The organism is Tranquillimonas rosea (assembly GCF_900111315.1).
GTDB classification, from domain to species: Bacteria; Pseudomonadota; Alphaproteobacteria; order Rhodobacterales; family Rhodobacteraceae; genus Tranquillimonas; species Tranquillimonas rosea.
In genome coordinates this window covers 227,217-253,408 of the sequence record NZ_FOGU01000003.1, presented here as the reverse complement: position 1 = coordinate 253,408, position 26,192 = coordinate 227,217, and the positions used below count along the sequence as shown (strand labels likewise).

Genomic DNA, 26,192 nt, shown 5'->3' with positions numbered 1-26,192 from the left:
GCGCCATGGGCGGGCCGGTATTAGCCTGGCGGGAGGTGCGTCATGCTGGTGACGGATCACGACCGGGCGGGCGGCTACTGGGGGGCGGTCTACGCGTTCTGCGCGGTGAAGGGGCTGCAGGTGGTGATCGACGGGCCCGTGGGCTGCGAGAACCTGCCGGTGACCAGCGTGCTGCACTACACCGACGGTCTGCCGCCGCACGAACTGCCGATCGTCGTCACCGGACTCGGCGAGGAGGAGCTGGGCCGCGACGGCACCGAGGGCGCGATGACGCGGGCCTGGAAGACGCTGGACCCCGCGCTGCCGGCGGTCGTGGTCACCGGGTCGATCGCCGAGATGATCGGCGGGGGCGTCACGCCGCAGGGGACAAACCTGCAGCGGTTCCTGCCGCGCACCATCGACGAGGACCAGTGGGAATCGGCCGACCGGGCGATGACCTGGCTGTTCACCGAGTTCGGAATGACCAAGGGACGGATGCCCAAGGAGACCGCGCGCGACGAGGGCGCGGCACCGCGGGTGAACATCCTCGGGCCGATGTACGGCACCTTCAACATGCCCTCTGACCTCGCCGAGATCCGCCGGCTGGTCGAGGGGATCGGCGCCGAGGTGAACATGGTGATGCCGCTGGGCGCGCACCTGGCCGAGATGCGCCACCTGGTGAATGCCGACGTCAACATCTGCATGTACCGCGAGTTCGGCCGGGGCCTGGCCGAGGTTCTGGGCAAGCCCTACCTGCAGGCGCCGATCGGCATCGACTCGACCACGCTGTTCCTGCGCCGGCTGGGCGATCTGCTGGGGCTGGACCCCGAACCCTTCATCGCGCGCGAGAAGCATTCGACGATCAAGCCGGTCTGGGACCTGTGGCGGTCTGTCACGCAGGATTTCTTCGCCACCGCGAACTTCGCCATCGTCGCCAACGAGACCTATACCCGCGGGGTGCGCAACTATCTCGAGGGCGACCTGGGTCTGCCCTGCGCGCTGGCCGTGGCGCGGTGCCGGGGCAAGAAGACCGACAGCGAGGCGGTGCGCGCCGCGCTGGGCCGCGAGCGGCCGCTGGTCGTGCTGGGCTCGATCAACGAGAAGATGTACCTGGCCGAGCTGGCCGCCGGGCACGGGCCGCGGCCGCAATTCCTGCCGGCGAGCTTTCCCGGCGCGGCGATCCGGCGGGCCACGGGCACGCCGTTCATGGGCTATGCCGGGGCGACCTACCTGCTGCAGGAGGTCTGCAACAGCCTGTTCGACGCGCTGTTCCACATCCTGCCCCTGGGCAGCGACATGGATGCCGTCGACGCCACGCCGACTGCCCTGCGCCGCGACATGCCGTGGGACGCCGACGCCCAGGCCGAGCTGGACCGCATCGTCGCCGCGCATCCGGTGCTGACGCGGATCTCGGCCGCCAAGAGCTTTCGCGATGCCGCCGAGCGGGCGGCGCTGGCCCAGGGCGACGCGCGCGTCGTCCGCGAGACCGTGGCCGCGCTGTCGCCCGAGGCCGCCCCCGATCCACACCAGAAGACGGCGGAGAGCACGCCGCGCGAGCCGGGCGGGGCAAAGCCCCCGCGCCATGTCCAGCAAGGAGGACAGACATGACCGACATGACCACCGACACGCCGATGATGCCGGCGGCACGGGCCCGCAGGGCCGCGCCCCGGACCGAGTTCGCGGTCTATTTCGCGGTGATCTTCCTGGCGACGCTGCCGCTGGCGGCGCTGACCTGGGGACTGACCGCGCTGCGGCAGCTGCGGCTGCCCGAGCGCGGGCCGGTCGCGCGGGCCTGGAGCCAGGCGCGGATCATCACGCCGATGATCTTTTCCGCCTGAGGGCGGTGACGTGTTTCCCCGGCCGTCCGCGGCCGGGGGGAAGCCGGTGGGGGAGCCCGCCGGAACCCGGCCGCGGGGCCCCGCGGCGTCAGCATGACGATCCGGAGGAGAGTACATGGCTGATAGAACCGACCTGTCGTTCACAGGTCTAACCGACGAGCAGGCGCAGGAACTGCATTCCGTCTACATGAGCGGGCTCTGGCTGTTCACGGCCGTGGCCCTTGTCGCTCACCTGGCGGTGTTCATCTGGCGTCCGTGGTTCTGAGGAGAGAGAAATGGCTAAGTTCTACAAGATCTGGCTGATCTTCGATCCACGCCGCGTCTTCGTGGCACAGGGAGTGTTCCTCTTCCTGCTGGCGGCGATGATCCATCTCGTCCTGTTGTCGACCGAGCACTTCAACTGGTTCCAGCTGGCCGCCGAGCGCGCGGCCAACGGGGGCTGAGGCCGGTCGGCCGAGACGCAGGCCGCGGGCGGGCCGGCCCCGCCCGCGGCGATCCGGCATTACGGACGATCCCGGCGCCCAGCCGGGCCCAACAGGGAGAATGAAGCATGGCCCTGCTCAGCTTCGAACGAAAATACCGCGTGCCGGGCGGCACGCTCGTCGGCGGCGACCTGTTCGATTTCTGGGTCGGGCCGTTCTATGTCGGCTTCTTCGGGGTCACGACGGCGTTCTTCGCGCTGCTCGGGACGGTCCTGATCTTTTACGGCGCGGCGATGCAGGGGGTGTGGAACCCCTGGATCATCTCGATCAACCCGCCGTCGCTGGAATACGGGCTGGCGCCCGCGCCGCTGGACGAGGGCGGGCTGTGGCAGGTCATCACGATCTGCGCCCACGGCGCGTTCATCTCGTGGCTGATGCGCGAGGTGGAGATCTGCCGCAAGCTGGGGATCGGCTATCACGTGCCCTTCGCCTTCGGCGTCGCGATCCTGGCCTATACCACGCTGGTGGTGATCCGGCCGGTGCTGATGGGGGCTTGGGGGCACGCCTTTCCCTACGGCATCTTCAGCCATCTCGACTGGGTAAGCTATACCGGCTACCTCTACGGCAACTTCCATTACAATCCGGCGCACATGCTGGCGGTGTCGCTGTTCTTCACGACGACGCTGGCGCTGGCGCTGCACGGGTCGCTGATCCTGTCGGCGGCCAACCCCGAGAAGGGGACCGCGATGAAGCAGCCCGACCACGAGGACACGTTCTTCCGGGACTTCATCGGCTATTCCATCGGACCGCTCGGGATTCACCGGCTGGGGCTTCTGCTGGCGCTGAACGCCGGGTTCTGGAGCGCGGTCTGCATCGTGATCTCGGGCACCGTCTGGTTCGACCAGTGGATCGTCTGGTGGGACTGGTGGCTGAACCTGCCCTGGTGGGCGGACCTGTAGGGAGGCAAAGACATGGCGTATCAGAACATCTTCAGCCAGGTGCAGGTCCAGGGACCGCCCGAGATGGGCATGGTCGAGGACACCGACCTGCGCGACCGCACCAAGACCGCTGGCTTCAGCCCCCTCGTGGGCTGGCTGGGCAACGCGCAGCTGGGGCCGATCTACCTGGGTCCGTTCGGGGTGGTGTCGCTTGCCACCGGGTCGATCTGGTTCTTCCTGGTCGGCGCCTCGTTCTGGGGGCAGGCGGATTACAATCCGGCGGTGTTCGTCCGGGATCTGTTCTACATGGCGCTCGAGCCGCCACCGCCGGAATACGGCCTGTCCGTGGCGCCGCCGCTGAAGGAGGGGGGGCTATGGCTGATCGCCAGCTTCTTCCTGCTGATCTCGGTGCTGACGTGGTGGGTGCGGTCCTACATGCTGGCGGTGCAGCTGAAGATGGGCAAGCATGTCTGCTGGGCCTTCGCCAGCGCGATCTGGCTGTTCCTGGTGCTCGGGCTGTTCCGGCCGATCCTGATGGGATCGTGGTCCGAGGCGGTGCCCTACGGGATCTTCCCGCACCTGGACTGGACCAACCTCTTCAGCCTCACCTACGGCAACCTGTTCTACAATCCGTTCCACGCGCTCTCGATCGTGTTCCTCTACGGCTCGACGCTGCTGTTCGCGATGCACGGCGCGACGATCCTGGCGGTCAGCCGGTTCGGCGGCGACCGCGAGCTGGAGCAGATCGCCGACCGCGGCACGGCGGCGGAGCGGGCGGGGCTGTTCTGGCGCTGGACCATGGGGTTCAACGCGACGATGGAGGGCATCCACCGCTGGGCCTGGTGGTTCGCAGTGCTGACCACGCTCACCGGCGGGATCGGCATCCTGCTGACGGGCACCGTCGTCGACAACTGGTACGTCTGGGCGCTGGATCACGGCTATGCCTCGGACACCAACTATCTGCCCGGCAACTGAAGGAGACGAGACGATGTCCGACAAGCTGCCCTGGTACCTCGAGAACGAACGGCCGGGCCTCGGGGCCTGGATCTTCACCCAGATGACGGTCGGCGCGGCCTATGCCGCGCTGGTCCTGGCCGCCGCGATCGCCTTCATCCTGATCCTCAAGGTGATCTCGCGCCTGCTGCCCGAAGACCCCTATGCCGCGCTGGACGCGGGGCTGCGGGTCACGGGCCTGGCCTGACGAGAGACGACGGGGCGCGCGACGGCGGTTGCCGCCCGCGTCCCCGCCGGGATCGCGCCCGCCAAGGCGGACGCGGTAAGGGGCCCCAGGCCCCGGTTCCCTTCCTGTTGGCTACAGGAAACTGGCGCCGCAGGGCCAACTCCCTGCGGCGCGCTTTGCGTTCGCCCGCAGGATCGCCGCCACGGGAGGACGACGATGACACCGACACCCACATCCACACCCACACCCACACCCACACTGGACCGCGTGGCCGGCCCATCGGACCTGAAGGCCCTGAGCGACGCCGAACTCGCGCGGCTGGCGGGGGAACTGCGCGCCGAGGTGATCGACGCGGTGTCGGTCACCGGCGGACACCTGGGATCGTCCCTGGGCGTGGTCGAGCTGACCGTGGCGCTGCACGCGGTGTTCAACACGCCGTTCGACAAGCTGATCTGGGATGTCGGGCACCAGTGCTATCCGCACAAGGTGCTGACGGGCCGGCGAGGGCGCATCCGGACCCTGCGGCAGAAGGACGGGCTGTCGGGGTTCACCAAGCGGGCGGAATCCGAGCACGATCCGTTCGGCGCGGCCCATTCCTCGACCTCGATCTCGGCCGCGCTGGGCTTTGCCGCCGCGCGGGAGTTCGGGCGTGCGACGGGAGACGCGATCGCGGTGATCGGCGACGGTGCGATCAGTGCCGGCATGGCCTACGAGGCGCTGAACAATGCCGGCAGCCAAGGGCGCCGGCTGTTCGTGATCCTCAACGACAACGAGATGTCCATCGCACCGCCGGTGGGGGCGATGTCGCGCTATCTCTCGGGGCTTTACGCCAGCCCGCCCGCCGCGGCGCTGCAGCAGATGACCGAGGGGTTCGAGGCGGCGCTGCCGGGACCGCTCCGCGAGGGTGCGCGGCGGGCGCGGCAACTGGTGACGGGGATGCCCGGCGGCGGCACGCTGTTCGAGGAACTGGGTTTCAGCTATATCGGGCCGATCGACGGGCACGACATGGGGCAGCTCCTGCCGGTGCTGCGGGCGGCGCGGGCGCGGACCTCGGGGCCGGTGCTGATCCATTGCTGCACGGTCAAGGGCAAAGGCTATGCCCCCGCGGAACACGCGGCGGACAAGTATCACGGCGTGGCCAAGTTCGACGTCGCCAGCGGCGCGCAGACCAAGAAGGCGCCGAACGCCCCGGCCTATACCAAGGTGTTCGGCCGCGCGCTGACCGACCTTGCCGCCGAGGACGAGCGCATCGTCGGCATCACGGCGGCGATGCCGTCAGGGACCGGGCTGGACATCATGGCCGAGCGGTTCCCGGCCCGCGTCTTTGACGTGGGCATCGCCGAGCAGCACGGCGTGACCTTCGCCGCAGGGCTGGCGGCGGCCGGGATGCGGCCGTTCTGCGCGATCTACTCGACCTTCCTGCAGCGGGCCTATGACCAGGTGGTGCACGACGTGGCGTTGCAGCGGCTGCCGGTCCGCTTCGCCATCGACCGCGCCGGGCTGGTGGGCGCCGACGGGGCGACCCATGCCGGGGCGTTCGACGTGGCCTACCTGGCGAACCTGCCGGGCTTTACTGTCATGGCGGCGGCGGACGAGGCCGAGCTGATGCACATGGTGGCCACCGCCGCCGCGCATGACAGCGGCCCGATCGCGTTCCGCTATCCGCGGGGCGAGGGGGCGGGCGTCGACCTGCCCGAGCGCGGCGTCCCGCTGGAGATCGGCCGGGGCCGGGTGGTGCGCGAAGGGACGACGCTGGCGCTATTGTCCTTCGGCGCGCATCTGGGCGAATGCATCGCCGCCGCCGAGGCGCTGGAGGCGCGGGGCATCTCGGTCACGGTGGCCGACGCGCGGTTCGCCAAGCCGCTGGACACCGACCTGATTTCCCGGCTCGCGACCGGGCATGCCGCGCTGGTCACGGTCGAGCAGGGCGCGCAGGGCGGCTTCGGCGCCCATGTCCTGCATCACCTGGCGGCGACCGGCGCGCTCGATACCGGGCTGCGCATCCGGACGATGACGCTGCCCGACCGGTTCATCGACCAGGCGAGCCCGGCCGAGATGTACGCCGCCGCCGGACTGGGCGCGCAGGACATCGCCGCCACCGCGATGGAGGCGCTGGGCGTCGCCGCGCCGCATTTCGACCGTCAAAGGGCGTAGACGCGCTTGCGGCGGATCGCCTGCCCGGCGATAGCGGTCGGACGGACCAGTAAGCGGGGCAGGATCAGGCATGGAACAGGGCATCCTAACGGTGCAGTGCGACTCGCGCCGGGGCATCGTGGCGGCGATCTCGACGTATCTGTCGGAAGCCGGCTGCAATATCACCGACAGCGCGCAGTTCGACGACAAGGAGACCGGGCAGTTCTTTACCCGGATCGCCTTCGACAGCGAGAAGGGCACGACGACGTCGACCCTGGACGAGGGCTTTGCCGCGGTGGCCGAGCCGTTCGGCATGACCTACGCGTTCCATGACTCGAAAAGCCGGATGAAGGTGCTGATCATGGTGTCCAAGTTCGGACACTGCCTGCACGACCTGCTGTTCCGCTGGCGGATCGGGGCGCTGCCGATGGACATCGTGGGCGTGATCTCGAACCATCTGGAGTACCAGAAGGAGGTCGTGAACCACGACATTCCCTTCCATTACATCAAGGTGCGCCCCGAGACGAAGGCCGAGGCCGAGGCCCAGATGATGCGCATTGTCGAGGATACGGGCGCCGAGCTGGTCGTGCTGGCGCGGTACATGCAGGTCCTGTCCGACGATTTGTGCCGCAAGATGTCGGGGCGGATCATCAACATCCACCACTCGTTCCTGCCCTCGTTCAAGGGCGCCAACCCCTACAAGCAGGCGTATCATCGCGGGGTGAAGCTGATCGGCGCGACCTCGCACTACGTCACCGCCGATCTCGACGAGGGGCCCATCATCGAGCAGGACATCGCCCGCGTGACCCACGCACAGTCGGCGGCCGATTACGTGGCCATCGGGCGCGACGTGGAAAGCCAGGTGCTGGCGCGCGCGGTGCATGCCCATATCTACCAGCGGGTGTTTCAGAACGGCGACAAGACGGTGGTGTTCCCGGCGAGCCCCGGCAGCTTCGCGCCCGAGCCGCCGACCTGAGGCGCCGCGCGGCGCAACCCGTGGTCGCGGTGGGGCGTTGGAGTCCCGAGACCAAACCCGCGACCGGAGCGGCCATGCCCGACATACCCGCCGATCGCGCGCCGGATGCCACGCTGCAACTGCGCGCCGATCCCTACAGATTCATCTCGGCGCGCTGCCGGGCTCACGGCAGCGACCTCTTCGCCACGCGCGTGCTGATGGAGCCGACGATCTGCCTGCACGGCGCCGCCGCGGCCGAATTGTTCTACGATACCGACCGGTTCCGGCGGGCGGGGGCGCTGCCCGACCGGATCCGCAAGCTCCTTTTCGGCGAGGGCGGGGTGCAGGGGCTCGACGGGGCGGTGCACGCCCACCGCAAGGCGATGCACCTGTCCTTCATGACGCCCGAGCGGATGGCCGAGATGGAGACGCTGCTGCTGGACAAGCTGCGCATCCGCGCGGCCGCCTGGGAAGAGCGCGGCAAGGTCGAGATGCACGACGCGCTGGTGGGGCTGGTGGCCGATGTGGCGGCGACGTGGTGCGGGCTGGGGCCCGAGCCCGACATGACCCGGCGCCGCGACCAGTTGCAGTCGATGTTCGAGCAGGCGGGCAGCGCCGGCCCGGTCTACTGGGCCGCACGGCTGGACCGCCGCCGCGCCGACACCTGGGCGCGTGACCTTGTGGATGCGGTGCGGGCCGGGCTGGCGACGCCGCCGGCGGACAGCCCGCTTGCCATCATCGCCGACTGGCGCGACGCCGAGGGCGCGCTGCTGCCGTCCGAGGTGGCGGGGGTGGAATTCCTCAACGTGCTGCGGCCCATCACGGCGGTGGGCGACTGGCTGGTCTTCGTGCTGCACGCTCTGGCCGTCGAGGAGGCGCCGGACACGGACGACGCCTCGTTGAAGCGGTTCGTGACCGAGGTGCGGCGGCTCTACCCGTTCTTTCCGATGCTGGGCGCCCGCACCACCCGCGCGTTCGAATGGCAGGGCCATGCCTTTCCCGCGGACCGGCTGGTGCTTCTGGACGTCTGGGGCACAAACCGCGACCCGCGCGTCTGGGACGACCCCGACCGCTTTGCGCCGTCGCGGTTCGAGGGGCATACGCCGGGGCCGTTCGAGATGATCCCGCAGGGCGGTGGCGACCATGCCACCGGGCACCGCTGTTCGGGCGAGTGGCTGACGGAACGGATGATGCGTGTGGCTGCCCGCTTCTTCGTCGAGGAGCTGGACTGGGACGTGCCCGAGCAGAAGCTGGACCTGGATTACCGCCGGCTGCCGGGGCTGCCGCGGGGCGGGATGCCCCTGTCGCGGATTGCCCGGCGCTGAGCGTTCGCGCCTCAGATCGGCGGGTAGATGCGGACTGGGGCGCCTATCTCGACCCGATTGTAGAGGTCGATGATGTGCTCGTTCTTCAGCCGGATGCAGCCCGACGAGACGGCGGTGCCGATGGTCCAGGGCTGCGGCGTGCCGTGGATGCGGTACATCGTGTCGCGGCCGCCGCGATAGAGGTAGAGCGCGCGGGCGCCGAGCGGGTTCTCGGGGCCGCCGGGCACGCCGTCGGCATACTTGCCGTACATCTCGGGCTCGCGCCGGATCATGTTCTGGGTCGGCGTCCAGGAGGGCCATTCCTCCTTGCGCTTCACCGTTACGCGGCCGGTCAGGTTGCGACCGGCCTCGCCCACCGCGGTGTGATACTCGATCGCGCGGCCGGGGGAGGTGACGTAATACAGGACGAACCATTGCGGAACGACGTGGATCGACCCGACCTCGGCGTCGTCGCGGACATCGACGTTGCGGGGCTCGAAGCTCTGGGGCGAGTCGTGCGGGGGACCCATATGCGCGAGCGCGCCCGTGGGCAGCAATCCTAGGGCGGCAGCGGAAGTCAGGAATTGGCGGCGGCTTTGCATCTGCAGGCGTAACTCTTCTTGGCTTATTTATCCGAACTTAACGCGTGGACGCCGGATGGGTCCCACGATGGGCGTAAAAAGACGTGAGTCCTGACAGAGACGTGACCGAATCCGCGCGATTCAGGCCCGAGTCAGCGTCGGAAACAGCTGAAAGGCGTGCTCGCGGAGGTAGATTCGCAACCAAGGCGTGAACTTTTCGGGCGTGGCCGCGATCTCTTCGCCGAGCGAATCAAGCGTCATCCACCGTGTCTCGGCGACCTCGTCAGGATTCGGGATGGGGGTGGTCGCGGGGCCGGCCTCGGCCACGAAGAGGTCCACGACCTCGTGCTCGATCAGGCCGTCGCCCACCGGCGCGCGGTATTCGACGCGGCCGTGGGGCACCGGCGACAGGCCGGTCAGGCCCAGCTCTTCGCGCAGGCGGCGGCGGGCGCAGAGCTCGGCCGGTTCGTCCCATAGGGGGTGGGTGCAGCAGGCATTCGCCCACAGGCCCGGCGTGTGATACTTGGAGAGCGCGCGCCGTTGCAGCAGCGTCTCGTCCCCGCGCATGACGAACACCGACACCGCCTTGTGGCGCAGGCCGCGGCGATGCACCTCGAGCTTGTCTGTGGGTGTCAGCGTTCCGTCCTGCCAGGCGGGGATGGGTGGCGTCATGTATAGGCTTCCGGCACGAGGCGCGTCAGGTGGGCGATGTTCTTGAGCCCGATCCTGAGATGCGCCATCGGGCGGGCGGTGACGAGTTTCTTGTTCATGTAAGCCTCGAACGTCAACTTCTGAACGTCGACATCGTGGCAGAGCGAGACGAAGCGTTCGCGCCGCTCGTCCGACTTGTAATAGGCGTCCTGCATCGAGCGGAGCACCTTGAACACGGTCTTGTGCTCTTTCATGAACATCTTGCGCGCGGTGGACAGGTCGCGCGGGCGCCCGGTGACCAGTGCCGACAGCGCCGCCGTCGCCGCGACGCGGCCACCGACCATCGCGTAATAGATCCCCTCGCCCGAGGAGGGCGCGACGACGCCCGCCGCGTCCCCCGCCAGCACGAGATCGTGGCCGTTGTCCCAGCGGTCGAGCGGCCTGAGCGGGATCGGCGCGCCCTCGCGCCGGATCGTATCGCACCCGGCAAGCCCCGCGGCCTCGCGCAGCGCCGCGGTGGCGGTCTTGAGGTTCACGCCGTTGACGGCGGTGCCCATCCCGACGCTGGCCTGCGCGCCGTGGGGGAAGACCCAGCCGTAGAAATCCGGGCTGATCCGCCCGTCATAGACGACGTCGCACCGGTCGGGGTCGTATGTTCCGGTGGGCGCGGGGGCCGAGATGATCTCGTGATACGCGATGACGTAGGGGATCGTGCTGCCGCCGGGCATCTCCTGCCGCGCGACCTCGGATCGCGCGCCGTCCGCGCCGATCACCAGCCGGGTCGCCAGCGTGCGCTCTTCCTGCGTGGCGCGATCGCGGTAGATCACGCGGGGGCCGTCCCCGTCACGCTCGATCCGCAGGAAGGTGCCGGTGTGGCGGTGGGCGCCGGTGCGGGCGGCGCGGGCGCGCAGGAACTCGTCGAAATGCTCGCGGTCGACCATGCCGACGAAGCCGTTCTCGATCGGGATGTCGACGTGCCGCCCGGTGGGAGAGATCATCCGCGCGGTGGTGATCCGCGCGACGAGCTGGCTGTCGGGGATGTCGAAATCGACGATCAGGCGCGGCGGGATCGCGCCGCCGCAGGGCTTGATCCGCCCGACGCGGTCCAACAGGGCCACGCGCTTGCCCGCGCGGGCCAGATCCTCGGCGGCGGTGGCGCCGGACGGCCCCCCGCCCACGACGACGGCATCGTATGTCATGGTCATTCTCCGGGTACCAGTTGTGTCGGGGCGGGTGGGGCCGTGCGGTCCATGATCCGCGCGGCCATGAGGGCGGCGGCGAGGAACAGCGCCGCCTCGAACACGAACACCGCGCCGAAGGCGGTGGCGTCGCCCGTCACCTGGCGCATCACATCGACCGCGCCGGCGCCGAACAGGCCGCCGAACCCTGCCGCGATGGCCTGCGCCGCGCCCCAGAGGCCCATGCGCGTGCCCTCGCGCGCCTCGCGGCCCTGTCCGGCCAGCGCCATCATCGCGCCGATCGCGGCGACGGCGAACATGCCGTTGAAGATCCCCAGCGCCACCGCCGCCGGCACCAGCAGCGGCAGGCCCGCCTGGCCGATCGCGCTGATCGCCGCCAGCGCGGTGGCCGAGCCGAGGCACCCGGCCACGACCCAGTGCCGCAGGCTGCCGAGGCGCAGGCCGGTAGCCGCGATGCCCACCGTCAGCATCCCCAGGAACACGCCGCCGTTCTGCGCGCCCGAGAGCGTGGTGGACTGGCCGGGGGTAAAGTCGAACACCAGCCCGGCATAGGGTTCGAGGATCAGCTCCTGCATGAAATAGGCGGTCATGCTGAGGAACACGAAGATGGTGAAGTTGCGGGCCCGCCGCTCGGCCCAGATCTCGGCCAGACCTTGGCGGAAGGGCATCGGGTCGGACCGGGCGCGGGCGACGATCCGCCGCTCGATGCCCCAGACGGCCAGCACGGTCAGTGCCAGCGCGCCGGCACAGACGACCGCCACGATGCGGATCAGGCGCTGCGGCGAATAGGGGTCCAGCACGGCGCCGACCGAGGCGGCGGTGATGGCGATCCCGGCGACCATCATCAGCCAGGTGATCGTGGCGGCGGCGGCGCGGCGGCGCGGTTCGGTCGCGGTGGCGAGAAGCGCGAGCAGAGAGGTGCCCGAGGCGCCGACGCCAAGGCCGATCAGCGCATAGGCCAGCGCCGACAGGGCCAGCCCGCCGGCAAGGTGGCTGTCGAGCACCAGGACGCCGCCCGCCGCCAGCAGCCCGCCGAGCGCGAGCACCGCCATGCCGCCGACGATCCAGCGGGTGCGGTGGCCGCCGGTGTCGCTGAGGAAGCCCCAGTTGGGGCGGGTGATCTGGATGCCGTAATGCAGCGCCACGAGAGCGCCGGGCAGCACCGCCGGCAGGGCCAGTTCGACCACCATCAGGCGGTTCAGGGTCGAGGTCGTCAGCACAACGATGGCGCCGAGACACATCTGCACCAGCCCGAGCCGGGCAATGGACATCCAGGACAGGGTCATGGGCCGATCTCCACGCTGCGGACGGCGAGGGCCGCCGCCATCATGCCCGCAACATACAGCGGAACGCCCATGCCGCTGTACCAGGTGGCCTGCGCCACGGGGTCGCGCAAAAGGCGCCGCATCGCGACGATCTGCGTCGCGATCAGGGCGGCGACGACCAGCGCATGCCACGGGCGGCCCCAGACCAGCAGCATCACCGTGACGACCAGCTGCGGCACGATCATCACCGAGCAGGCGATGCGGGCGGCGATGTCTGGGCCCTTGAGGACGGGCATGGACTTGATGCCAGTGGCGCGGTCCCCGGCCATGGCCTTGAAGTCGTTCAGCAGCATGATGCCCTGCGCGCCCATCGCGTAGAGCAGCGCGAGCGCCAGCACGGGGAAGGGCGGCGCCCCGGCGGCGAGGACGGCGGCCCCGGTGACCCAGGGCAGCCCCTCGTAGCACAGCGCGACCAGCGACGGCCCCCACCAGCCCGACCGCTTCAGCCGGATCGGCGGCGCCGAATAGGCCCAGGCGGCGACGACGGCGAGCGCGGTGGCCCCGAACCCCCACGGTCCGAGCATCCAGCCCAGGAGAAGGGCGGCGCCGCTCATCACCAGCGCGAGGCCGAGCGCCCAGGATGCGGGCACGCGGCCCGAGGGGATCGGCCGGTCGGGCTCGTTGATCGCGTCGACATGGCGGTCGCACCAGTCGTTGGCGGCCTGGCTCATGCCGCAGACGACGGGGCCGGCCAGCACCATGCCCAGCAGGACCAGCGGCCAGGCCGAAAGGGGAGAGACGCCGATCGAGACGACGCCGCAGAGATAGGCCCAGACCGGCGGGAACCACGTGATCGGTTTGATCAGTTCCAGCAGGGCGGCGGGCGCCGGCATACGGCGGGGGTGTATCACGTTACTGACACTCATGTGTCAACTAAAGCTTACAGCCCGAGTCGGCGCAAGAGAAAGCTGCGCGGTTCAGGAATCGAGCCGCATGCGGCTCATCTCGCGGCCGATGGCGTCGCACATCAGCCGCTTTGCCGGATCCACCGCAGACGAGGACGACACCATGGTGGCGACGCGCACGTTGTTCAGCGTCTCCTGCAGGAGCGGCACGAACTGCAACGCGCCGCGCTCCGTCTCGTCGTAGAAGCCGATCTTGGTGTAAAGACCGATCCCCTGGTTGGCGAGGATCATCTCCTTGGCCAGGTGCAGCGTGTTGGTGAAGACGTGTGTCGACAGGGGCGAGGCGAGCGTGTTGATCGCCTGGTCGATGATCGAGTTGCGGCCGCGCGCGTCGATGGTGCGGACGAGCCGATAGGCGGCGATGTCATCGACGGTGACGCTGGCGCGTCCGGCAAGCGGGTGGTCGGGGCGCAGGATGATCCCGAAGGGCGCCGATTTCTCGGACAGGATGCGCACGTCGGGATGGGTGGAAAAGCTGAAGGCGATGCCGATGTCGGCCTCGCCCTCGGCGACGGCGTGGGTCACGTCCTCGGGCTGGGCCGTGGTGACCGAGATAGAGATGTCGGGGAAGGTCTCGGCGAACTGGTTCATCGCGCGGGGCAGGCATGCGACTGACACCGAATCGACGGTGAAGATGGTGATGTGCCCGGTCCGCAGGTCGCGGATGTCGTCGATCAGAATCTTGGTCCGCTCGTAGTCGTGCAGGGTCTTGCGGCAGTGCTCCAGAAGGATGCCGCCCACCGCCGTCAGCTCCACCCCTTCCGGCGTTCGATCAAAAAGTGGGACACCCAGCCTCTTTTCTATGCTCAGGAGCTTCCGGTTCACCGAGGTGGACGAGACGTTCAGCACCAGCGCCGCCTTCCGGATCGAGCGGTGCCGCGCGACTTCGTCGAAATATTTCAGGAAGATGGAGTGGATCATGTCCGCGTCTCCGGAAGGGCGGTGCAGAAAATGCATCACCGTTGGCAGAACTTTGTTCTACCTGCATCGCCAGACGCAGACCTAGAGTCAACGAAACAAGGTCGAACCAACAAAATGGCCGTCAAGACAGTTCCAACTGGAGAGAGCGAGACATGACCAGCGATCATCAATCCGGAGTGACCCGACGGTCCGTCCTATCGTCGCTCGGCGCGACGGCGGGCCTTGCCTGTGCCGGCACCTTCGCAAGTTTCGGCCCGGCCCGCGCGCAGGACCTCAGGACCGTGAACCTCCAGCTTGGCTGGCTGGCGAGCAATGGCATCCTGGGCGAGGTCGCGGCGGCAGAGCAGGGCTTCTTCGCGGAAGAGGGCCTGGAGCTGGACATCACCGCGGGCGGTCCGAACGTGGACGGTGTCGCGTCGGTCGCGTCGGGGCGTGCCGCGCTCGGTTCGATCTCGTCCAGCCCGTCGCTGATGCTGGCGCGGTCGGCGGGCCTGCCGGTCAAGTGCATCGCGGCGGGATACCAGCAGCACCCCTTCACCTACTTCTCGCTCGAGAAGAACCCGGTGCGAGAGCCCAAGGACCTGATCGGCAAGACCGTGGCGACCAACGGCACCGCGCGCATACTGCTGCAGGCGCTGCTGGCCAAGAACGAGATCCCCGAGGACGAGGTCGAGGTTCTGGTCATGGGGTCGGACATGTCGCCGCTGATGACCGGACAGGCCGATGTCGTGACCGGCTGGAAGACCAACACCAGCGCGCTCGAGGTGATCGGCGACCAGCGGGTCGACATGTCGCTGTGGGATGCGGGGATCCAGCTTTACGCCAACCCCTACTACGTCACCGACCAGAGCCTGTCGGACGAGCCCGAGCTGGTGAACGCCATGCTGCGCGCCGTGGCCCGCGGCTGGGGCTGGGTGCACGATAATCCCGAGGCCGCCGTGGACCTGCTTGTCGGACGGTATCCCAATCTCGACCGCGAGGCCGAGTTGAACACCGTCGACATGGTGCTGGACTATTCCTTCAACGACGCCACCGCCGAGCGCGGCTGGGGCACCATGACGAAGGAGAACTGGCAGGCCCAGCTCGACACCTACGACTCTCTCGGACAGTTCGAGAACGCCGCGCCGGCGGTCGACGACGTGATGACGCTCGCGCCGCTCGAGGCCACCGCAGACACCCGCCCGAACTACGGAGGCTGACCCATGCTGGCTGTCGAACAGACCATTCAGGCCGACCCCGTGCCGCCGCCCCAGCGCGATCTCGCCGCCTCGCTTCAGGGCGCGTCGGTCCGCTTCGGCCGGTTCACCGCGCTGGAGGACATCACGCTCGATATCGACTGCGGCGCGTTCTACACGATCCTTGGACCGTCGGGATGCGGCAAGTCCACCCTGCTGCGGCTGGTGTCGGACCTGATCCCCGCCGCCTCGGGCGACGTGTCGATCTTCGGCAAGACGACCGAGCAGGCGCGGCTGGCGCGCGAGTTCGCCTTCGTGTTCCAGGACGCCACGCTGCTGCCGTGGCGCAGCGCCCTGAAGAACGTGGAGCTGCCGCTCGAGATCGGCCGCAGCCGCGGGATCGACATTCCCGCCGGCAATCGTAGCCCGCGGGAGCTGCTGGAACTGGTCGGGCTGAAGGGGCGCGAGGACGCCATGCCGCACGAGCTTTCCGGCGGGATGCGCCAGCGCGTCGCCATCGCCCGTGCGCTGGTCTGCCAGCCCAAGCTACTGCTGATGGACGAACCCTTCGGCGCGCTGGACGAGATGACGCGCGACCGGCTGAACCTGCAGCTGCTGGACATCTGGCGCGAGACCGGAACGACGATCCTGTTCGTCACCCATTCCATCGCCGAGGCGGTGTTCCTGGGCGAGAAGGTCGTGATGCTGCGCGCCCATCCGGGCCGGTTGCGCGAGGTGGTCGACATCGACCTGCCGGCGCCCCGCACGATCAAGCAAAGAGATTCGCAGGAGTTCAACCGCTACTGCGGCTACCTGCGCGACCTGCTGGAGACCTGCTGATGGCTGTTGTCGAAGAAATCCCGAATGTCGCCGATGACGTGGAAGCGCAGGAGGTCGCCGCCGCCCGCAAGGAGAAGATCACGGCGATCGGCGTGCCGCTGGGCACCGCGCTGGGCCTGCTGCTGTTGTGGGAAGCGGGAGTGACGCTGTTCGGCGTGCCGACCTACATCGCCCCGGCGCCCTCCGACGTGGCGGTCGCCTTCGTCGAGAAGTTTCCCATCCTGATGCAGAACTTCTGGCCGACGCTGTTCGAATCCGTCGCCGGTTTCGCGGTGGGCAACATCGCGGCGATCCTGATCGCGGTGGCCTTCGTCCATTCGCGCCATGTCGAGCGGGCGTTCTTTCCGATCGCGGTGTTCATCAACACGATCCCGATCCTGGCCATCGCGCCGATTCTGGTGCTGATCTTCGGCCCCGGCATCACCGCGAAGGTCGTCATCGCGGCGCTGATCTGCTTCTTCCCGACGCTGGTGAACATGGTGCGCGGCCTGCAATCGGTCAGCGACCAGGCGCTGGAGCTGGCCCGCATCCTGTCCGCCTCGCGCTCGGAGGTGTTCTGGAAGATGCGGCTGCCCTCGTCGCTGCCGTTCCTGTTCTCGGCGCTGAAGATCTCGGCCACCACGTCGGTGATCGGCGCCATCGTCGGCGAATGGGTCGGCGCGGATCTCGGCCTGGGTGCTCTGATCATCGAATCGACCTTCAACTTCAACTCGCCGCTGCTCTACGCGACCGTGTTCATGTCTTCCGGGCTTTCGGTCGCCATGTTCGCCGCCGTCTCGATCGCCGAGCGACTGGTCGTCCGCTGGTAGGCTAAGCCGCTGGCAATAAATTCAAAATTCGCGCCCGGTCCGCAACGCGGCTCCCGGCGCCACAGGAGGAGTTCGTCAGAATGACCGATCGTATCAAAGCCCACGTGATGTCCCGCAGCGAGCAGGTCCCCGTCGTCGCCGACACCGACGTGGTCGTCGTCGGCGCCGGCCCCGCCGGCCTTAGCGCCGCGGTATCGGCGGCCCGCAACGGGGCGTCCGTCACGCTGCTGGAGCGGTACCACCACCTCGGCGGCATGGCCTCGGGCGGGATGGTCCTCGTGCTCGACGACATGGTCAACGAGGGCAACGAGATCGTCACCACGGGCATCGTGGACGAGTTCGTCGACCGGATGGAGCGCCAGGACGGCGCCGTCTACCCGCCGTCGGAGGATTGCCTGACGAACTGGGACATGTGGCAGAAGTGGTCCCGCTGGGGCTGCATCGACTTTCACAAGCCGGGCATGCCGCAGCCGATCATCCACGCCGTCGCCTTCGATCCCGACGCGTGGAAGCGGGTGAGCCTAGACCTCGTGAAGGATGCCGGCGTCAACCTGCGGACCCATTCGTGGTTCTCCGAGGCGCTGGTCGAGGACAGCCGCGTCACCGGCGTGATCTGCCAGACCAAGATGGGCCGGCAGGCGATCCGCGCGAAGATGGTGATCGACGCCAGCGGCGACCTCGATGTCGCCTCGTCGGCGGGGGCGCCGTTCATCGACGGGCAGTACATCGTCACCACCGTGTTCCGCCTGATGGATGTCGACACCGACAAGGCGGAGGCGTTCGAGTATTCCCATCCCGAGGAGTACAAGAAGCTCGACCGCCAGGCGCGTCGGATCATCGGCGGCGCCTGGGGGATGTGGTGGCTCAAGACGCCGCTGCCGGGCGTGGTGTGGTGCAACTGCCCGCACATGCCGGGCTATGACGGCATGTCGCCCGAGCACATGGTCGAGGCCGAGTTCGAGGGCCGCGAGCGGATGATGGGCCTTCTGGCCTTCGCCCGCGAGAACCTGCCGGGCTTCGAGAACGCCAAGATGCTGGGCGCGGCCGAGCAGATGGGCATCCGCCAGACCCGCCTGCTGCAGGGCGAGTACGTCGTCACCAAGGACGACGTGAAATCGCGTCGCCACTTCGCCGACAGCGTCTGCCGGGGTCGCGACTACTATACCCCGTACCGGGCCCTGCTGCCGCGCGGCATGGACAACCTGATCGTCGCCGGCCGCCATTACTCGGTCGAGAGCGAGGCGCAGAAGCAGTCGCGCGAGATCCCGCCGTGCATGGCGCAGGGCGAGGCCGCCGGCATCGCCGTGTCGCTGGCGCTGAACGAGGACAAGCCGCTGCGCGACGTCGATGCCCGCAAGATCCAGCAGCAGATGCGGGCGCAGGGCGCCGATCCGGGCGACGTGCCCTCGGCCAACGCCCTGGTCGAAGAAGAAGTCGACGCGTGAGGGAGGACGAGATGAGCACGCACCACCTGCCGCTCGAGGGCGTTCGCGTCCTCGACTTCACCCAGGTCATGATGGGGCCCTGCGCCACGCAGATGCTGGCCGATTTCGGCGCCGACGTGATCAAGATCGAACGACCCGGCGCCGGCGACCTGTCCCGCAACTTCTTCGGCGAGCCGACGGAAGAGGCGATGAACAACGCCGTCTTCGCCTCGCTCAACCGCAACAAGCGCTCGGTGACGATCGACACCAAGTCCGAAGAGGGGCGCCGCATGGTCTATGACCTGGTGGCGGACTCGGATGTGGTGGTCGACAACTTCCGCGCCGGTGTGATGAAGCGGCTCGGCTTCGACTACGACACGCTGAAGGAGATCAATCCGCGCATCATCTGCGCCTCGGGCACCGGCTACGGCGAGGTCGGCCCCTATGCGCACAAGGGCGGGCAGGACGTGCTGGCCCAGGCGATGAGCGGGGTGATGGAAAAGACGCAGGATCCCGCGATCCCGAAGTCGATCTATCCCACGACGCTGTGCGACTACACCGCCGGCATGCACCTTGTGCAGGGCATCCTGGCCGCGCTTCTGGGCCGCGAAAGGACCGGCCGGGGGCAGAAGGTCGGCGTGTCGCTCTACGATTCGATGATCGCGATGCAGATGCAGGAGGCCGCGCAATGGTCCCAGCATCGCGAGGTGCTGAACTGGGCCGCGATGCCGCTGACGGGCGTGTTCGACACGACCGACGGCGCGCTGGTCGTCGTGGGGGCGTTCAAGGCGAACCCGCTGCGCGACATCTGCACCGCGCTGGGGGTCGAGGACCTGTCGCCGCACTACCCGACGCTGGCAACTCAGCGGGCGAACAAGCCCTACCTGCAGGGTGTGTTCCGCGATGCCTTCGCCACCAACACCACTGCGCACTGGATCGAGCGGCTGGAAGAGCAGGACCTGCTCTGCGCGCCGGTCCGGTCGCTGGGCGAGGCGCTGGACGATCCGCAGACCGCGGCGAACCAGATGCTCCTGGACCTAGAACATCCGTTCCTGGGCAAGGTCACGCTGGTCAGCTCTCCGGTGCACCTGAGCGACGCGCCGGTCGTGGTGCGCCATGTCCCGCCCCGCTTGGGCGAGCACACCGACGAGGTGATCCGCGAGTTCAACCTTCAGGCCACGGCCCGGCGGGAGGCGGTATGAGCGTCCGCTTCGAGGTCGAGTCCCACGTTGCGCGTGTCACCATAGACCGGCCGGACCGGATGAACGCGGTCGACGGTGCCACCGAGGCGGAACTCGACCGCATCTGGGACGAGATCGAGGGGCGCGATGACATCCGGTGCGTCGTGCTCACCGGCGCCGGGGAGCGCGCGTTCAGCGCCGGCGCCGACCTCAAGTCGGACACCGGCAAGTCGGGCCTGGAATACTGGGCCAGCGGCAATCCCAACGGCTTCGGCGGCATCTCGTTGCGCACCAGCCTGGGCGTGCCGGTGATCGCGCGGGTCAACGGCCTGGCGCTCGGCGGCGGGTTCGAGATGGTGCTGGGCGCCGACATCGTCATCGCCTCGGACGGCGCCAAGTTCGGACTGCCCGAGGCGCGGGTGGGGCGGCTGCCGCTCGATGGCGGGATGGTGGCGTTGCAGCGGCTGATCCCGCGCAACATTGCCGCAGGGCTGATGATGACCGGCCGCACGCTGTCGGCGCAGGAGGCGGCGCATTACGGCCTGGTCAACGCCGTGACGGCGGCCGACGGCCTCGATGCCGAGGTCGACGCCTGGGTCGCCGACATCCTGGCCTGCGCGCCGCTCTCGCTCGCCGCGATCAAGCACACGCTGCGCGGCACGGCGCATCTGTCGCCGGCCGAGGCCCGCAATCTGCAGACACCGGCCCTGATGGCCGCCCTCGTGTCGGAGGATTCCGAAGAGGGGGTCAGGGCCTTCCGCGAAAAGCGCGCGCCCGTGTGGCGCGGCAGGTAATCGGAGGCACACCATGACGCTCGTCATTCAAAGCCAGTGCATCGACGTGAAGGACGGGATCTGCACGACGTCCTGCCCGGTCGACTGCATCTACGAAGGCGAGAGGATGTACTATATTCATCCCACCGAATGCATCGAGTGCGGGATGTGCGAGAGTATCTGTCCGGTGGACGCGATCCGCTACGACGACGAGATGGAGCCCGAAGAGGCCGTGTTCGCGCAGATCAACGCCGATGCGTTCCGTGACGAGTCCGGCGAGATCGACGAGCCGGGCGGGTGGAGCAAGAAGGACCCGCAGCGCAAGGACCCGCCGCAGCTTGCGGCGTTCGCCAGGCGGGTGCCGCAGGACACATGAGGAGAAGCCCATGAAGGGTGTCGTTGCAGCCGTCCCGACCCCGGTCGATGCCACCTGGCAGCCGATAGAACCCCTGTTCCTCGAACATTGCCGCTGGGCGCTGTCCAACGGCTGCGACGGGCTGAACATCCTTGGCTCGACCGGCGAGGCGAGTTCCTTCGACACCGCGACCCGCCGCACCGTGATGGCATGGGCCGCCGAGGAACTGGATCGTGAGCGACTGATGGTCGGCACTGGCACGCCGTCGCTGGCCGAAACCATCGCGCTGACGACCCATGCCGACGATCTTGGCTACCGCGTCGCGCTGGTGCTGCCGCCCTACTATTACGCGCCGGTGTCGGATGCGGGGCTGATCCGCTGGTACATGGCGCTGCACGACGCGCTGGGCGACCGCGCGATCGAAGTCTACTTCTACAACTATCCCAAGATGACCGGCCTCACGATCCCGGTCGAGGTGATCGAGGCCCTCCATGCCGCCTCGCCGCAGCGGTTCCGCGGGATCAAGGATTCCTCGGGCGATCTGGACTATTGCCGCGACATCGTCGCCCGCGTGCCGGGCATGGCAGTGTTTCCCAGCGCCGAGACCAGCCTGCACCTGTCGGCGGAATGGGGGCTGGCGGGGTGCATCTCGGCCACGGCGAACCACACCGCGCCGCTCTGCGCGCGGGCATGGCGCGGCGAGGCGAACGATGCCCTTGTGCACCGCATCGCCGACCTGCGGGCCACCATATCGCAGCAGCCGCTGATCCCGTCGGTGAAATACCTCGTCTCGCTGCGCACCGGCGAGCCGGCCTGGACGAACACCGTGCCCCCCTTCACCGACCTGTCCGAGGACCAGGCGGCGGCGCTGGACGCGCTGGCCTTCACCGAACGCGCGGCGGCGGGCTGAGATGGCGGACGACACCACCTGGGCCCGGCGCTTCCTCGCGCTCGCCGACGAGATGGCGAGCTGGTCCGAGGACCGCGACTTTCACGTCGGCGCGGTGATCGTGGGCGCCGGGCACGAGGTCCGGGCGAGCGGCTACAACGGCCTGCCGCGCGGCGTGTCCGACGCCGACGACGCGCGCTTCGACCGGGCCACCGGCGAGAAGTTCTTCTGGATCGAGCACGCCGAGCGCAACGCCATCTACAACGCCGCGCGGGCGGGCACGGCGCTGGAGGGATGCACGATCTACGTCAATCGCTTCCCCTGCGCCGATTGTGCCCGCGCCATCATCCAGAGCGGGATCGTCCGCGTCGTCGCTCCGCCGCGGCCCGAGAATGACGGCGCGCTCGACCACAGCTTCGCGGTCTCCGAGCAGATGCTGGTCGAGGCCGGGGTCGATATCGGCGTGGTGACCGACGCCTAGCTGTATTTCGCCAGCAGCTCGCCCAGCAGGTCCGCCGCGGGCTGTCCCTTCAGGCTGCGCCGCCACAGGTCCCGCGCGACCGACTGGTGCAGATCGACCGATTCCTGCGCGGCGGTGACCGTGGCTACGCCGATGCGCGTGTTGGCGAAGGTGCCCAGCCGGAACGGCGAGACGAGCACCTGCGCCGACGGCCCCTGGCCGATGACTTGAAAGCTCGAACCCGGCAGGGCGTCGATGATCACGCCGATCTGCACCCCCATCGGCGGATCGGCGAGCAGGGTGGCGATGTTCTCGACCTCGCTCCGGGCCACCGCGCGGCGCTCGGCGCGGGTGGTCTCGTCTGGCAGGTGGGCGCCCACGAAGCCTTCGCGCAGGAACTGTTCCAGCTCGCCTGCCGAGACAAGGCTGACGATGTTCGGGCGGCGCTGGCGATAGGTCTCTTTCCGGCTGCGCAGGATCTCGGTGACGCGCGCGCCGTGGGCCGTGTCGCGTTCCGGATCGGCCACTTCCGACGGCACGCTCTCGCGCAGGACGTCCGGCAGCACCGCGTCGAAGGCATCCGTCGTCAGCAGGTAGGACACCGGGCCGAACAGCACGGTGATATGATCCGCTTCGGCCTCGAGCTGGCGCATCCTCTCGAAGAACGACACCGCCGACGAGAAATACTCGGACCCGACGCCCAGCAGTGAGGTCAGCGAGACCCCCAGCAGTTCGGCGATCTTGCCCAGCGAGTCGACGCGCATCGGCTGACCCGCCTCGTATCGGTAGATCGCGGCGCGCGAGATTCCCGTCCGGCGGGCAATCTCGTCCGGCGTGAGCCCCTTGCCCAGCCGATACGCACGAAGCCGTCCGCCCAGTGCCGCGATCGCGTTTTCCTGCGAGGTCATCCATCCCCCGATGCGGTTTGCCTCACGACATTAGGCGCGTGCGTAAACTTTTCGCAAGATCGGGATTGAATAACCTCATATTCTCAAAATTGAGAAAAATCTTGACTTGGGGACGCCGCTGTCGTGACATTCTTCCTGTCCAACAACGGAGAAGATCATGCTGACATCAGACATTCTGCGGCGCGGGGCCGTCACCGCGGCGCTGAGCCTCGGGCTCGGCGCGCTCTCCGGCGCCGCTGTCGCACAAGACTACACCGCACGCATCGGCCATCTCGAGTCCGATCAGCAAAGCCGGCACGTGCTGCTCGAAAAGGTGGCAGAGCTCGTGAACGAGCGCACCGACGGCGACGTCGAGTTCCAGCTCTTCCCGCAGGGCCAGCTGGGCAACCAGCGCCAAATGACCGAGGGCGTGCAACTCGGCACGCTGGAAGCGACGGTCGCGCCGGCGGCGTTCCTGGGCGGCTTCAATCCGGCGGTCTCGGTGCTCGACATTCCGTTCCTGCTGCCCGAGGACGAGGACCAGGCGCAGGAGCTGCGCCAGGGTGAGTTCGGCCAGGCGCTGCTGGACACGTTCGACGACAAGGGCGTCGAGGCGATCGCGCTGTGGCCCAACGGGCGCAAGCACTTCACCTCGAACGAGCCGCTCGAGGACATCTCGGCGTTCGAGGGCCAGAAGTTCCGCGTGATGGATTCGAAAATCCTGATCGAGCAGTTCAACGCCCTGGGCGCCTCGGCCATCGCGCTGCCCTTCGGCGAGCTCTATACATCGCTTCAGACCGGCGTCGTTGACGGGCAGGAGAACCCGCTCGACACGATCCAGCGTATGAAGTTCTACGAGGTGCAGGACTATCTCGTCGTGTCGGGCCACGGCGCGATGGAGGACGTGGTCCTGTTCAACCCCGCGTGGTGGAACAGCCTGCCGGAAGAGCACCGGACCACCATCGTCGACACCTTCAACGAGGTCATCCCCGAGCTGCGTCAGCACAAGGCCGACGCGGTGAACGCCGCTCTCGAGGTGATCCGCGACAGCGACATCGAGGTGCGCGAAGCCTCCGCCGACGAAAAGGCCCGCTTCCGCGAGCAGATGTACGCCCCGGCCCGCGACGCCTATCTCGAGCGCGCCGGCGATGTCGGCCAGCAGCTGATCGACACCTACGAGTCGCAGCGCGAAGAGATCGTCCAGTAAGACGGCCCTTGTTCAAGGCGGGGCGCACCGGCGCCCCGCCACCTGTTTTTCTTACCGCGGAGACGTCATATGGCCGCGCTAGCCCTTCTCAGGCGCGTCGAACGGACGCTTCTGGTCACGATCTTCCTGACGATGGTCGGGCTTTTCTTCTTCAGCGTCCTCGCGCGCGAATTCGGCGGCAGTTTCGCCAGCCGTGTCGCCTGGATCGAGGAGGCCGTGCGCCTTCTGAACATCTTCCTGGTCTTTCTCGGGCTTGGCCTCGCGCTCGAGCGGGGGCTGCATGTCGGGATCGACACGTTCCGCGACCGGCTGCCCGACCGGCTGAGGCGGCCGCTGCTCAAGGTCGTGGATCTCTGCGGGGTTCTCTTTTCTGCCTACCTGGTCTGGCTCGGCGTCGGTCTCGTGCGCTTCGTGCTGATGACAGGGCAGCGGAGCCCCACGCTGGAGCTGCCGATGGGCTGGATCTATGCCGCGCCGGTCGCCGGGTTCGCGCTGTTGGGGCTGCGCTTCGCGCTCAGCCTCTTCGGGGTGATCGACCGATTCCAGCCGGCCGAGCCGCTGGTGGGAGAGGCGCAATGATCCTTATCGCCATCCTCGCACTCGCCGTGCTGCTGCTCGTGGCCGGGTTCGAGATGTTCCTCGTCCTCGGCATCCCGTCTCTGGTCACCAAGGAGGCGTTCTTCGCCTCGATCCCGGACCCCGCGGTGGTGCAGAAGATTCTCGGCGGCGTCGACCATTCGACCCTGCTGGCGATCCCGTTCTTCATCCTCGCCGCGAACCTGATGGGCTCGGGCCAGATCGCGGCGCAGCTGATCGGCCTGGTGCGCTCTCTCGTCGGCCACACGTCAGGCGGCATGGGCCATACCGTCATCGGCGGGTCGATGGCGTTCGGCTCGGTCTCGGGCTCGGCGCCGGCGACGGTCGCCGCGATGGGCCGCATGGTCTATCCCGAGATGCGCAAGAGCGGCTTTTCGGACCGGTTCAGCCTGGGCCTGCTCGTCGCCAGCGCCGAGACGGCCCTGCTGATCCCGCCGTCGATCACCTTCATCATCTACGGCTGGATGACCGGCACGTCGATCGCGCGGCTGTTTGCCGGCGGGCTGGCCGTGGGCCTGCTGCTGGGGCTTGCCTTCGCGATCTATGTCAGCATCGAGGCGCGGCGCAGCGGGATCGAGACCTCGGCCCGCAAGGGCTGGGGCGAACGGCTGCGCACGATGCGCAGCGCGGGCTGGGCGCTGGGGATGCCGGTGATCATCCTGGGCGGCATCTACAGCGGTTTCGTCACACCGACCGAGGCCGCCGCCGTCAGCGTCGTCTACGCGATCTTCGTCGAGATGGTGGTGTATCGCAATTTCGGCCTGCGCGAGCTTGCCCGGATCACCGAGCAGAGCGCGCTGGCCACCACCATCATCTTCATCCTGCTGGCGATGGGCGGGCTGGTGTCGTTCTATGTCACGCTGGCCCAGGTGCCGCAGCAGATCATCGCCTTTCTGGAAGCCACCGGCGCGGGGCCGGTCCAGTTCCTGCTGGTCGTGAACATCTGTTTCCTGATCGCGGGGATGTTCATCGACCCGAATTCGGCGCTGCTGATCCTGGTGCCGCCGCTGTTCCCGGTGGCGACCAGCCTGGGTGTCGATCCGGTGCATTTCGGCATGATCGTCACACTCAACATCAGCCTCGGGATGATCACGCCGCCCTTCGGGCTCGACATCTTCGTGGCCTCGTCGACGCTGGGCAAGCGGGTGCTCGACATCATCGCGGGCGTCTGGCCGTTCGTCGTGGTCAACCTGATCGTCCTGCTCATCGTCACCTACGTGCCGGAGATCTCGCTCTTCGTGCCGCGTCTCATCTTTGGATAGGA

At 68.2% G+C, this 26,192-nt stretch carries 28 protein-coding genes and 1 pseudogene; 22 read left to right on the top strand and 7 right to left on the bottom strand.

All coding sequences use genetic code 11. From position 1 onward, the window contains the following. Positions 1-42: 42 nt before the first annotated feature. The 10 genes and pseudogenes from bchZ to BMZ25_RS06305 form a co-directional block, all read left to right on the top strand. Positions 43-1,485 (top strand): annotated as a pseudogene (gene bchZ / locus BMZ25_RS06350) (chlorophyllide a reductase subunit Z); the annotation flags it as partial. Positions 1,486-1,583: 98 nt separating this feature from the next. Continuing rightward, the gene (gene pufQ, locus BMZ25_RS06345; RefSeq protein WP_092690371.1) at positions 1,584-1,817 is read left to right on the top strand and encodes a cytochrome PufQ; all 234 of its coding nucleotides are present in this window, start codon (positions 1,584-1,586) and stop codon (positions 1,815-1,817) included. A 115-nt stretch (positions 1,818-1,932) separates the two neighbouring features. After that, positions 1,933-2,082, top strand: a complete 150-nt coding sequence (gene pufB, locus BMZ25_RS06340) for a light-harvesting antenna LH1, beta subunit (RefSeq protein WP_092690364.1) — start codon at positions 1,933-1,935, stop codon at positions 2,080-2,082. 10 nt (positions 2,083-2,092) lie between these two features. Then, positions 2,093-2,260: a light-harvesting antenna LH1, alpha subunit gene (gene pufA / locus BMZ25_RS06335; protein WP_092690359.1), complete on the top strand. Its 168-nt coding sequence runs from the start codon at positions 2,093-2,095 to the stop codon at positions 2,258-2,260. Positions 2,261-2,367: 107 nt separating this feature from the next. Further along, positions 2,368-3,198, top strand: coding sequence for a photosynthetic reaction center subunit L (pufL, locus tag BMZ25_RS06330; RefSeq protein WP_092690353.1), 831 nt, complete (start codon positions 2,368-2,370; stop codon positions 3,196-3,198). Positions 3,199-3,210: 12 nt separating this feature from the next. Next, a complete protein-coding gene (gene pufM / locus BMZ25_RS06325) occupies positions 3,211-4,152 on the top strand; it encodes a photosynthetic reaction center subunit M (protein ID WP_092690350.1) in 942 nt (313 codons plus the stop codon). Between the two features lie 13 nt (positions 4,153-4,165). Beyond that, positions 4,166-4,378 (top strand): RC-LH1 core complex protein PufX, encoded by a 213-nt coding sequence (pufX, locus tag BMZ25_RS06320; RefSeq protein ID WP_092690344.1) that lies wholly within the window; start codon positions 4,166-4,168, stop codon positions 4,376-4,378. Between the two features lie 195 nt (positions 4,379-4,573). Then, on the top strand, positions 4,574-6,511 hold the full coding sequence (dxs, locus tag BMZ25_RS06315) for a 1-deoxy-D-xylulose-5-phosphate synthase (RefSeq protein WP_092690339.1): 1,938 nt from the start codon (positions 4,574-4,576) through the stop codon (positions 6,509-6,511). Between the two features lie 70 nt (positions 6,512-6,581). Next, positions 6,582-7,466: a formyltetrahydrofolate deformylase gene (gene purU, locus BMZ25_RS06310; protein WP_092690336.1), complete on the top strand. Its 885-nt coding sequence runs from the start codon at positions 6,582-6,584 to the stop codon at positions 7,464-7,466. A 74-nt stretch (positions 7,467-7,540) separates the two neighbouring features. After that, entirely contained in the window at positions 7,541-8,770 is a 1,230-nt protein-coding gene (locus BMZ25_RS06305) for a cytochrome P450 (RefSeq protein WP_092690331.1), read from the top strand. Between the two features lie 11 nt (positions 8,771-8,781). Here BMZ25_RS06305 and BMZ25_RS06300 read toward each other — a convergent pair whose 3' ends face one another. The 6 genes from BMZ25_RS06300 to BMZ25_RS06275 form a co-directional block, all read right to left on the bottom strand. Beyond that, the gene (locus BMZ25_RS06300; RefSeq protein ID WP_235859797.1) at positions 8,782-9,279 is read right to left on the bottom strand and encodes a L,D-transpeptidase; all 498 of its coding nucleotides are present in this window, start codon (positions 9,277-9,279) and stop codon (positions 8,782-8,784) included. Between the two features lie 192 nt (positions 9,280-9,471). Continuing rightward, on the bottom strand, positions 9,472-10,002 hold the full coding sequence (idi, locus tag BMZ25_RS06295) for an isopentenyl-diphosphate Delta-isomerase (protein WP_092690325.1): 531 nt from the start codon (positions 10,000-10,002) through the stop codon (positions 9,472-9,474). Next, positions 9,999-11,180, bottom strand: coding sequence for a geranylgeranyl diphosphate reductase (locus BMZ25_RS06290; RefSeq protein WP_092690319.1), 1,182 nt, complete (start codon positions 11,178-11,180; stop codon positions 9,999-10,001). Before BMZ25_RS06290 ends, idi begins: the two co-directional genes overlap by 4 nt. Positions 11,181-11,182: 2 nt before the next feature. Beyond that, entirely contained in the window at positions 11,183-12,466 is a 1,284-nt protein-coding gene (locus tag BMZ25_RS06285; protein ID WP_092690316.1) for a BCD family MFS transporter, read from the bottom strand. Continuing rightward, positions 12,463-13,371: a chlorophyll synthase ChlG gene (gene chlG, locus BMZ25_RS06280; protein ID WP_092690313.1), complete on the bottom strand. Its 909-nt coding sequence runs from the start codon at positions 13,369-13,371 to the stop codon at positions 12,463-12,465. Before chlG ends, BMZ25_RS06285 begins: the two co-directional genes overlap by 4 nt. Before the next feature lie 51 nt (positions 13,372-13,422). After that, entirely contained in the window at positions 13,423-14,331 is a 909-nt protein-coding gene (locus tag BMZ25_RS06275; protein WP_235859796.1) for a LysR family transcriptional regulator, read from the bottom strand. A gap of 152 nt (positions 14,332-14,483) precedes the next feature. Between BMZ25_RS06275 and BMZ25_RS06270 the strand changes: the two genes are divergently transcribed. From BMZ25_RS06270 to BMZ25_RS06230, 9 genes are all read left to right on the top strand, one after another. Then, the gene (locus tag BMZ25_RS06270) at positions 14,484-15,530 is read left to right on the top strand and encodes an ABC transporter substrate-binding protein (protein WP_092690310.1); all 1,047 of its coding nucleotides are present in this window, start codon (positions 14,484-14,486) and stop codon (positions 15,528-15,530) included. A gap of 3 nt (positions 15,531-15,533) precedes the next feature. Beyond that, positions 15,534-16,346 (top strand): ABC transporter ATP-binding protein, encoded by an 813-nt coding sequence (locus tag BMZ25_RS06265; protein ID WP_092690307.1) that lies wholly within the window; start codon positions 15,534-15,536, stop codon positions 16,344-16,346. Further along, positions 16,346-17,155, top strand: coding sequence for an ABC transporter permease (locus tag BMZ25_RS06260; RefSeq protein WP_092690304.1), 810 nt, complete (start codon positions 16,346-16,348; stop codon positions 17,153-17,155). The genes BMZ25_RS06265 and BMZ25_RS06260 overlap by 1 nt, the downstream gene beginning before the upstream one ends. Positions 17,156-17,235: 80 nt before the next feature. Next, positions 17,236-18,600: an FAD-dependent oxidoreductase gene (locus BMZ25_RS06255; RefSeq protein ID WP_092690299.1), complete on the top strand. Its 1,365-nt coding sequence runs from the start codon at positions 17,236-17,238 to the stop codon at positions 18,598-18,600. Positions 18,601-18,611: 11 nt separating this feature from the next. Further along, positions 18,612-19,781: a CaiB/BaiF CoA transferase family protein gene (locus tag BMZ25_RS06250; RefSeq protein ID WP_092690296.1), complete on the top strand. Its 1,170-nt coding sequence runs from the start codon at positions 18,612-18,614 to the stop codon at positions 19,779-19,781. Continuing rightward, on the top strand, positions 19,778-20,554 hold the full coding sequence (locus BMZ25_RS06245) for an enoyl-CoA hydratase-related protein (protein WP_092690293.1): 777 nt from the start codon (positions 19,778-19,780) through the stop codon (positions 20,552-20,554). Before BMZ25_RS06250 ends, BMZ25_RS06245 begins: the two co-directional genes overlap by 4 nt. Before the next feature lie 13 nt (positions 20,555-20,567). Then, complete coding sequence (locus tag BMZ25_RS06240) at positions 20,568-20,909, top strand: indolepyruvate ferredoxin oxidoreductase subunit alpha (protein WP_092690288.1); 342 nt, start codon at positions 20,568-20,570, stop codon at positions 20,907-20,909. A 10-nt stretch (positions 20,910-20,919) separates the two neighbouring features. Continuing rightward, complete coding sequence (locus tag BMZ25_RS06235; protein ID WP_092690282.1) at positions 20,920-21,798, top strand: dihydrodipicolinate synthase family protein; 879 nt, start codon at positions 20,920-20,922, stop codon at positions 21,796-21,798. A gap of 1 nt (position 21,799) precedes the next feature. Further along, positions 21,800-22,258 carry a deoxycytidylate deaminase gene (locus tag BMZ25_RS06230; RefSeq protein WP_092690279.1) on the top strand — a complete coding sequence of 153 codons (459 nt, stop codon included), beginning with the start codon at positions 21,800-21,802 and terminating at the stop codon, positions 22,256-22,258. Here BMZ25_RS06230 and BMZ25_RS06225 read toward each other — a convergent pair. Then, complete coding sequence (locus BMZ25_RS06225) at positions 22,255-23,145, bottom strand: helix-turn-helix domain-containing protein (protein ID WP_092690274.1); 891 nt, start codon at positions 23,143-23,145, stop codon at positions 22,255-22,257. The genes BMZ25_RS06230 and BMZ25_RS06225 overlap by 4 nt on opposite strands. 157 nt (positions 23,146-23,302) lie before the next feature. On the opposite strand from BMZ25_RS06225, the gene BMZ25_RS06220 reads away from it, so the two are divergent. The 3 genes from BMZ25_RS06220 (at position 23,303) to BMZ25_RS06210 (ending at position 26,190) form a co-directional block, all read left to right on the top strand. After that, the gene (locus BMZ25_RS06220; RefSeq protein WP_092690268.1) at positions 23,303-24,331 is read left to right on the top strand and encodes a TRAP transporter substrate-binding protein; all 1,029 of its coding nucleotides are present in this window, start codon (positions 23,303-23,305) and stop codon (positions 24,329-24,331) included. A gap of 69 nt (positions 24,332-24,400) precedes the next feature. Continuing rightward, positions 24,401-24,910: a TRAP transporter small permease gene (locus BMZ25_RS06215; RefSeq protein WP_092690263.1), complete on the top strand. Its 510-nt coding sequence runs from the start codon at positions 24,401-24,403 to the stop codon at positions 24,908-24,910. Beyond that, a complete protein-coding gene (locus BMZ25_RS06210) occupies positions 24,907-26,190 on the top strand; it encodes a TRAP transporter large permease (RefSeq protein ID WP_092690259.1) in 1,284 nt (427 codons plus the stop codon). Before BMZ25_RS06215 ends, BMZ25_RS06210 begins: the two co-directional genes overlap by 4 nt. The last annotated feature ends 2 nt before the right edge of the window (positions 26,191-26,192 follow it).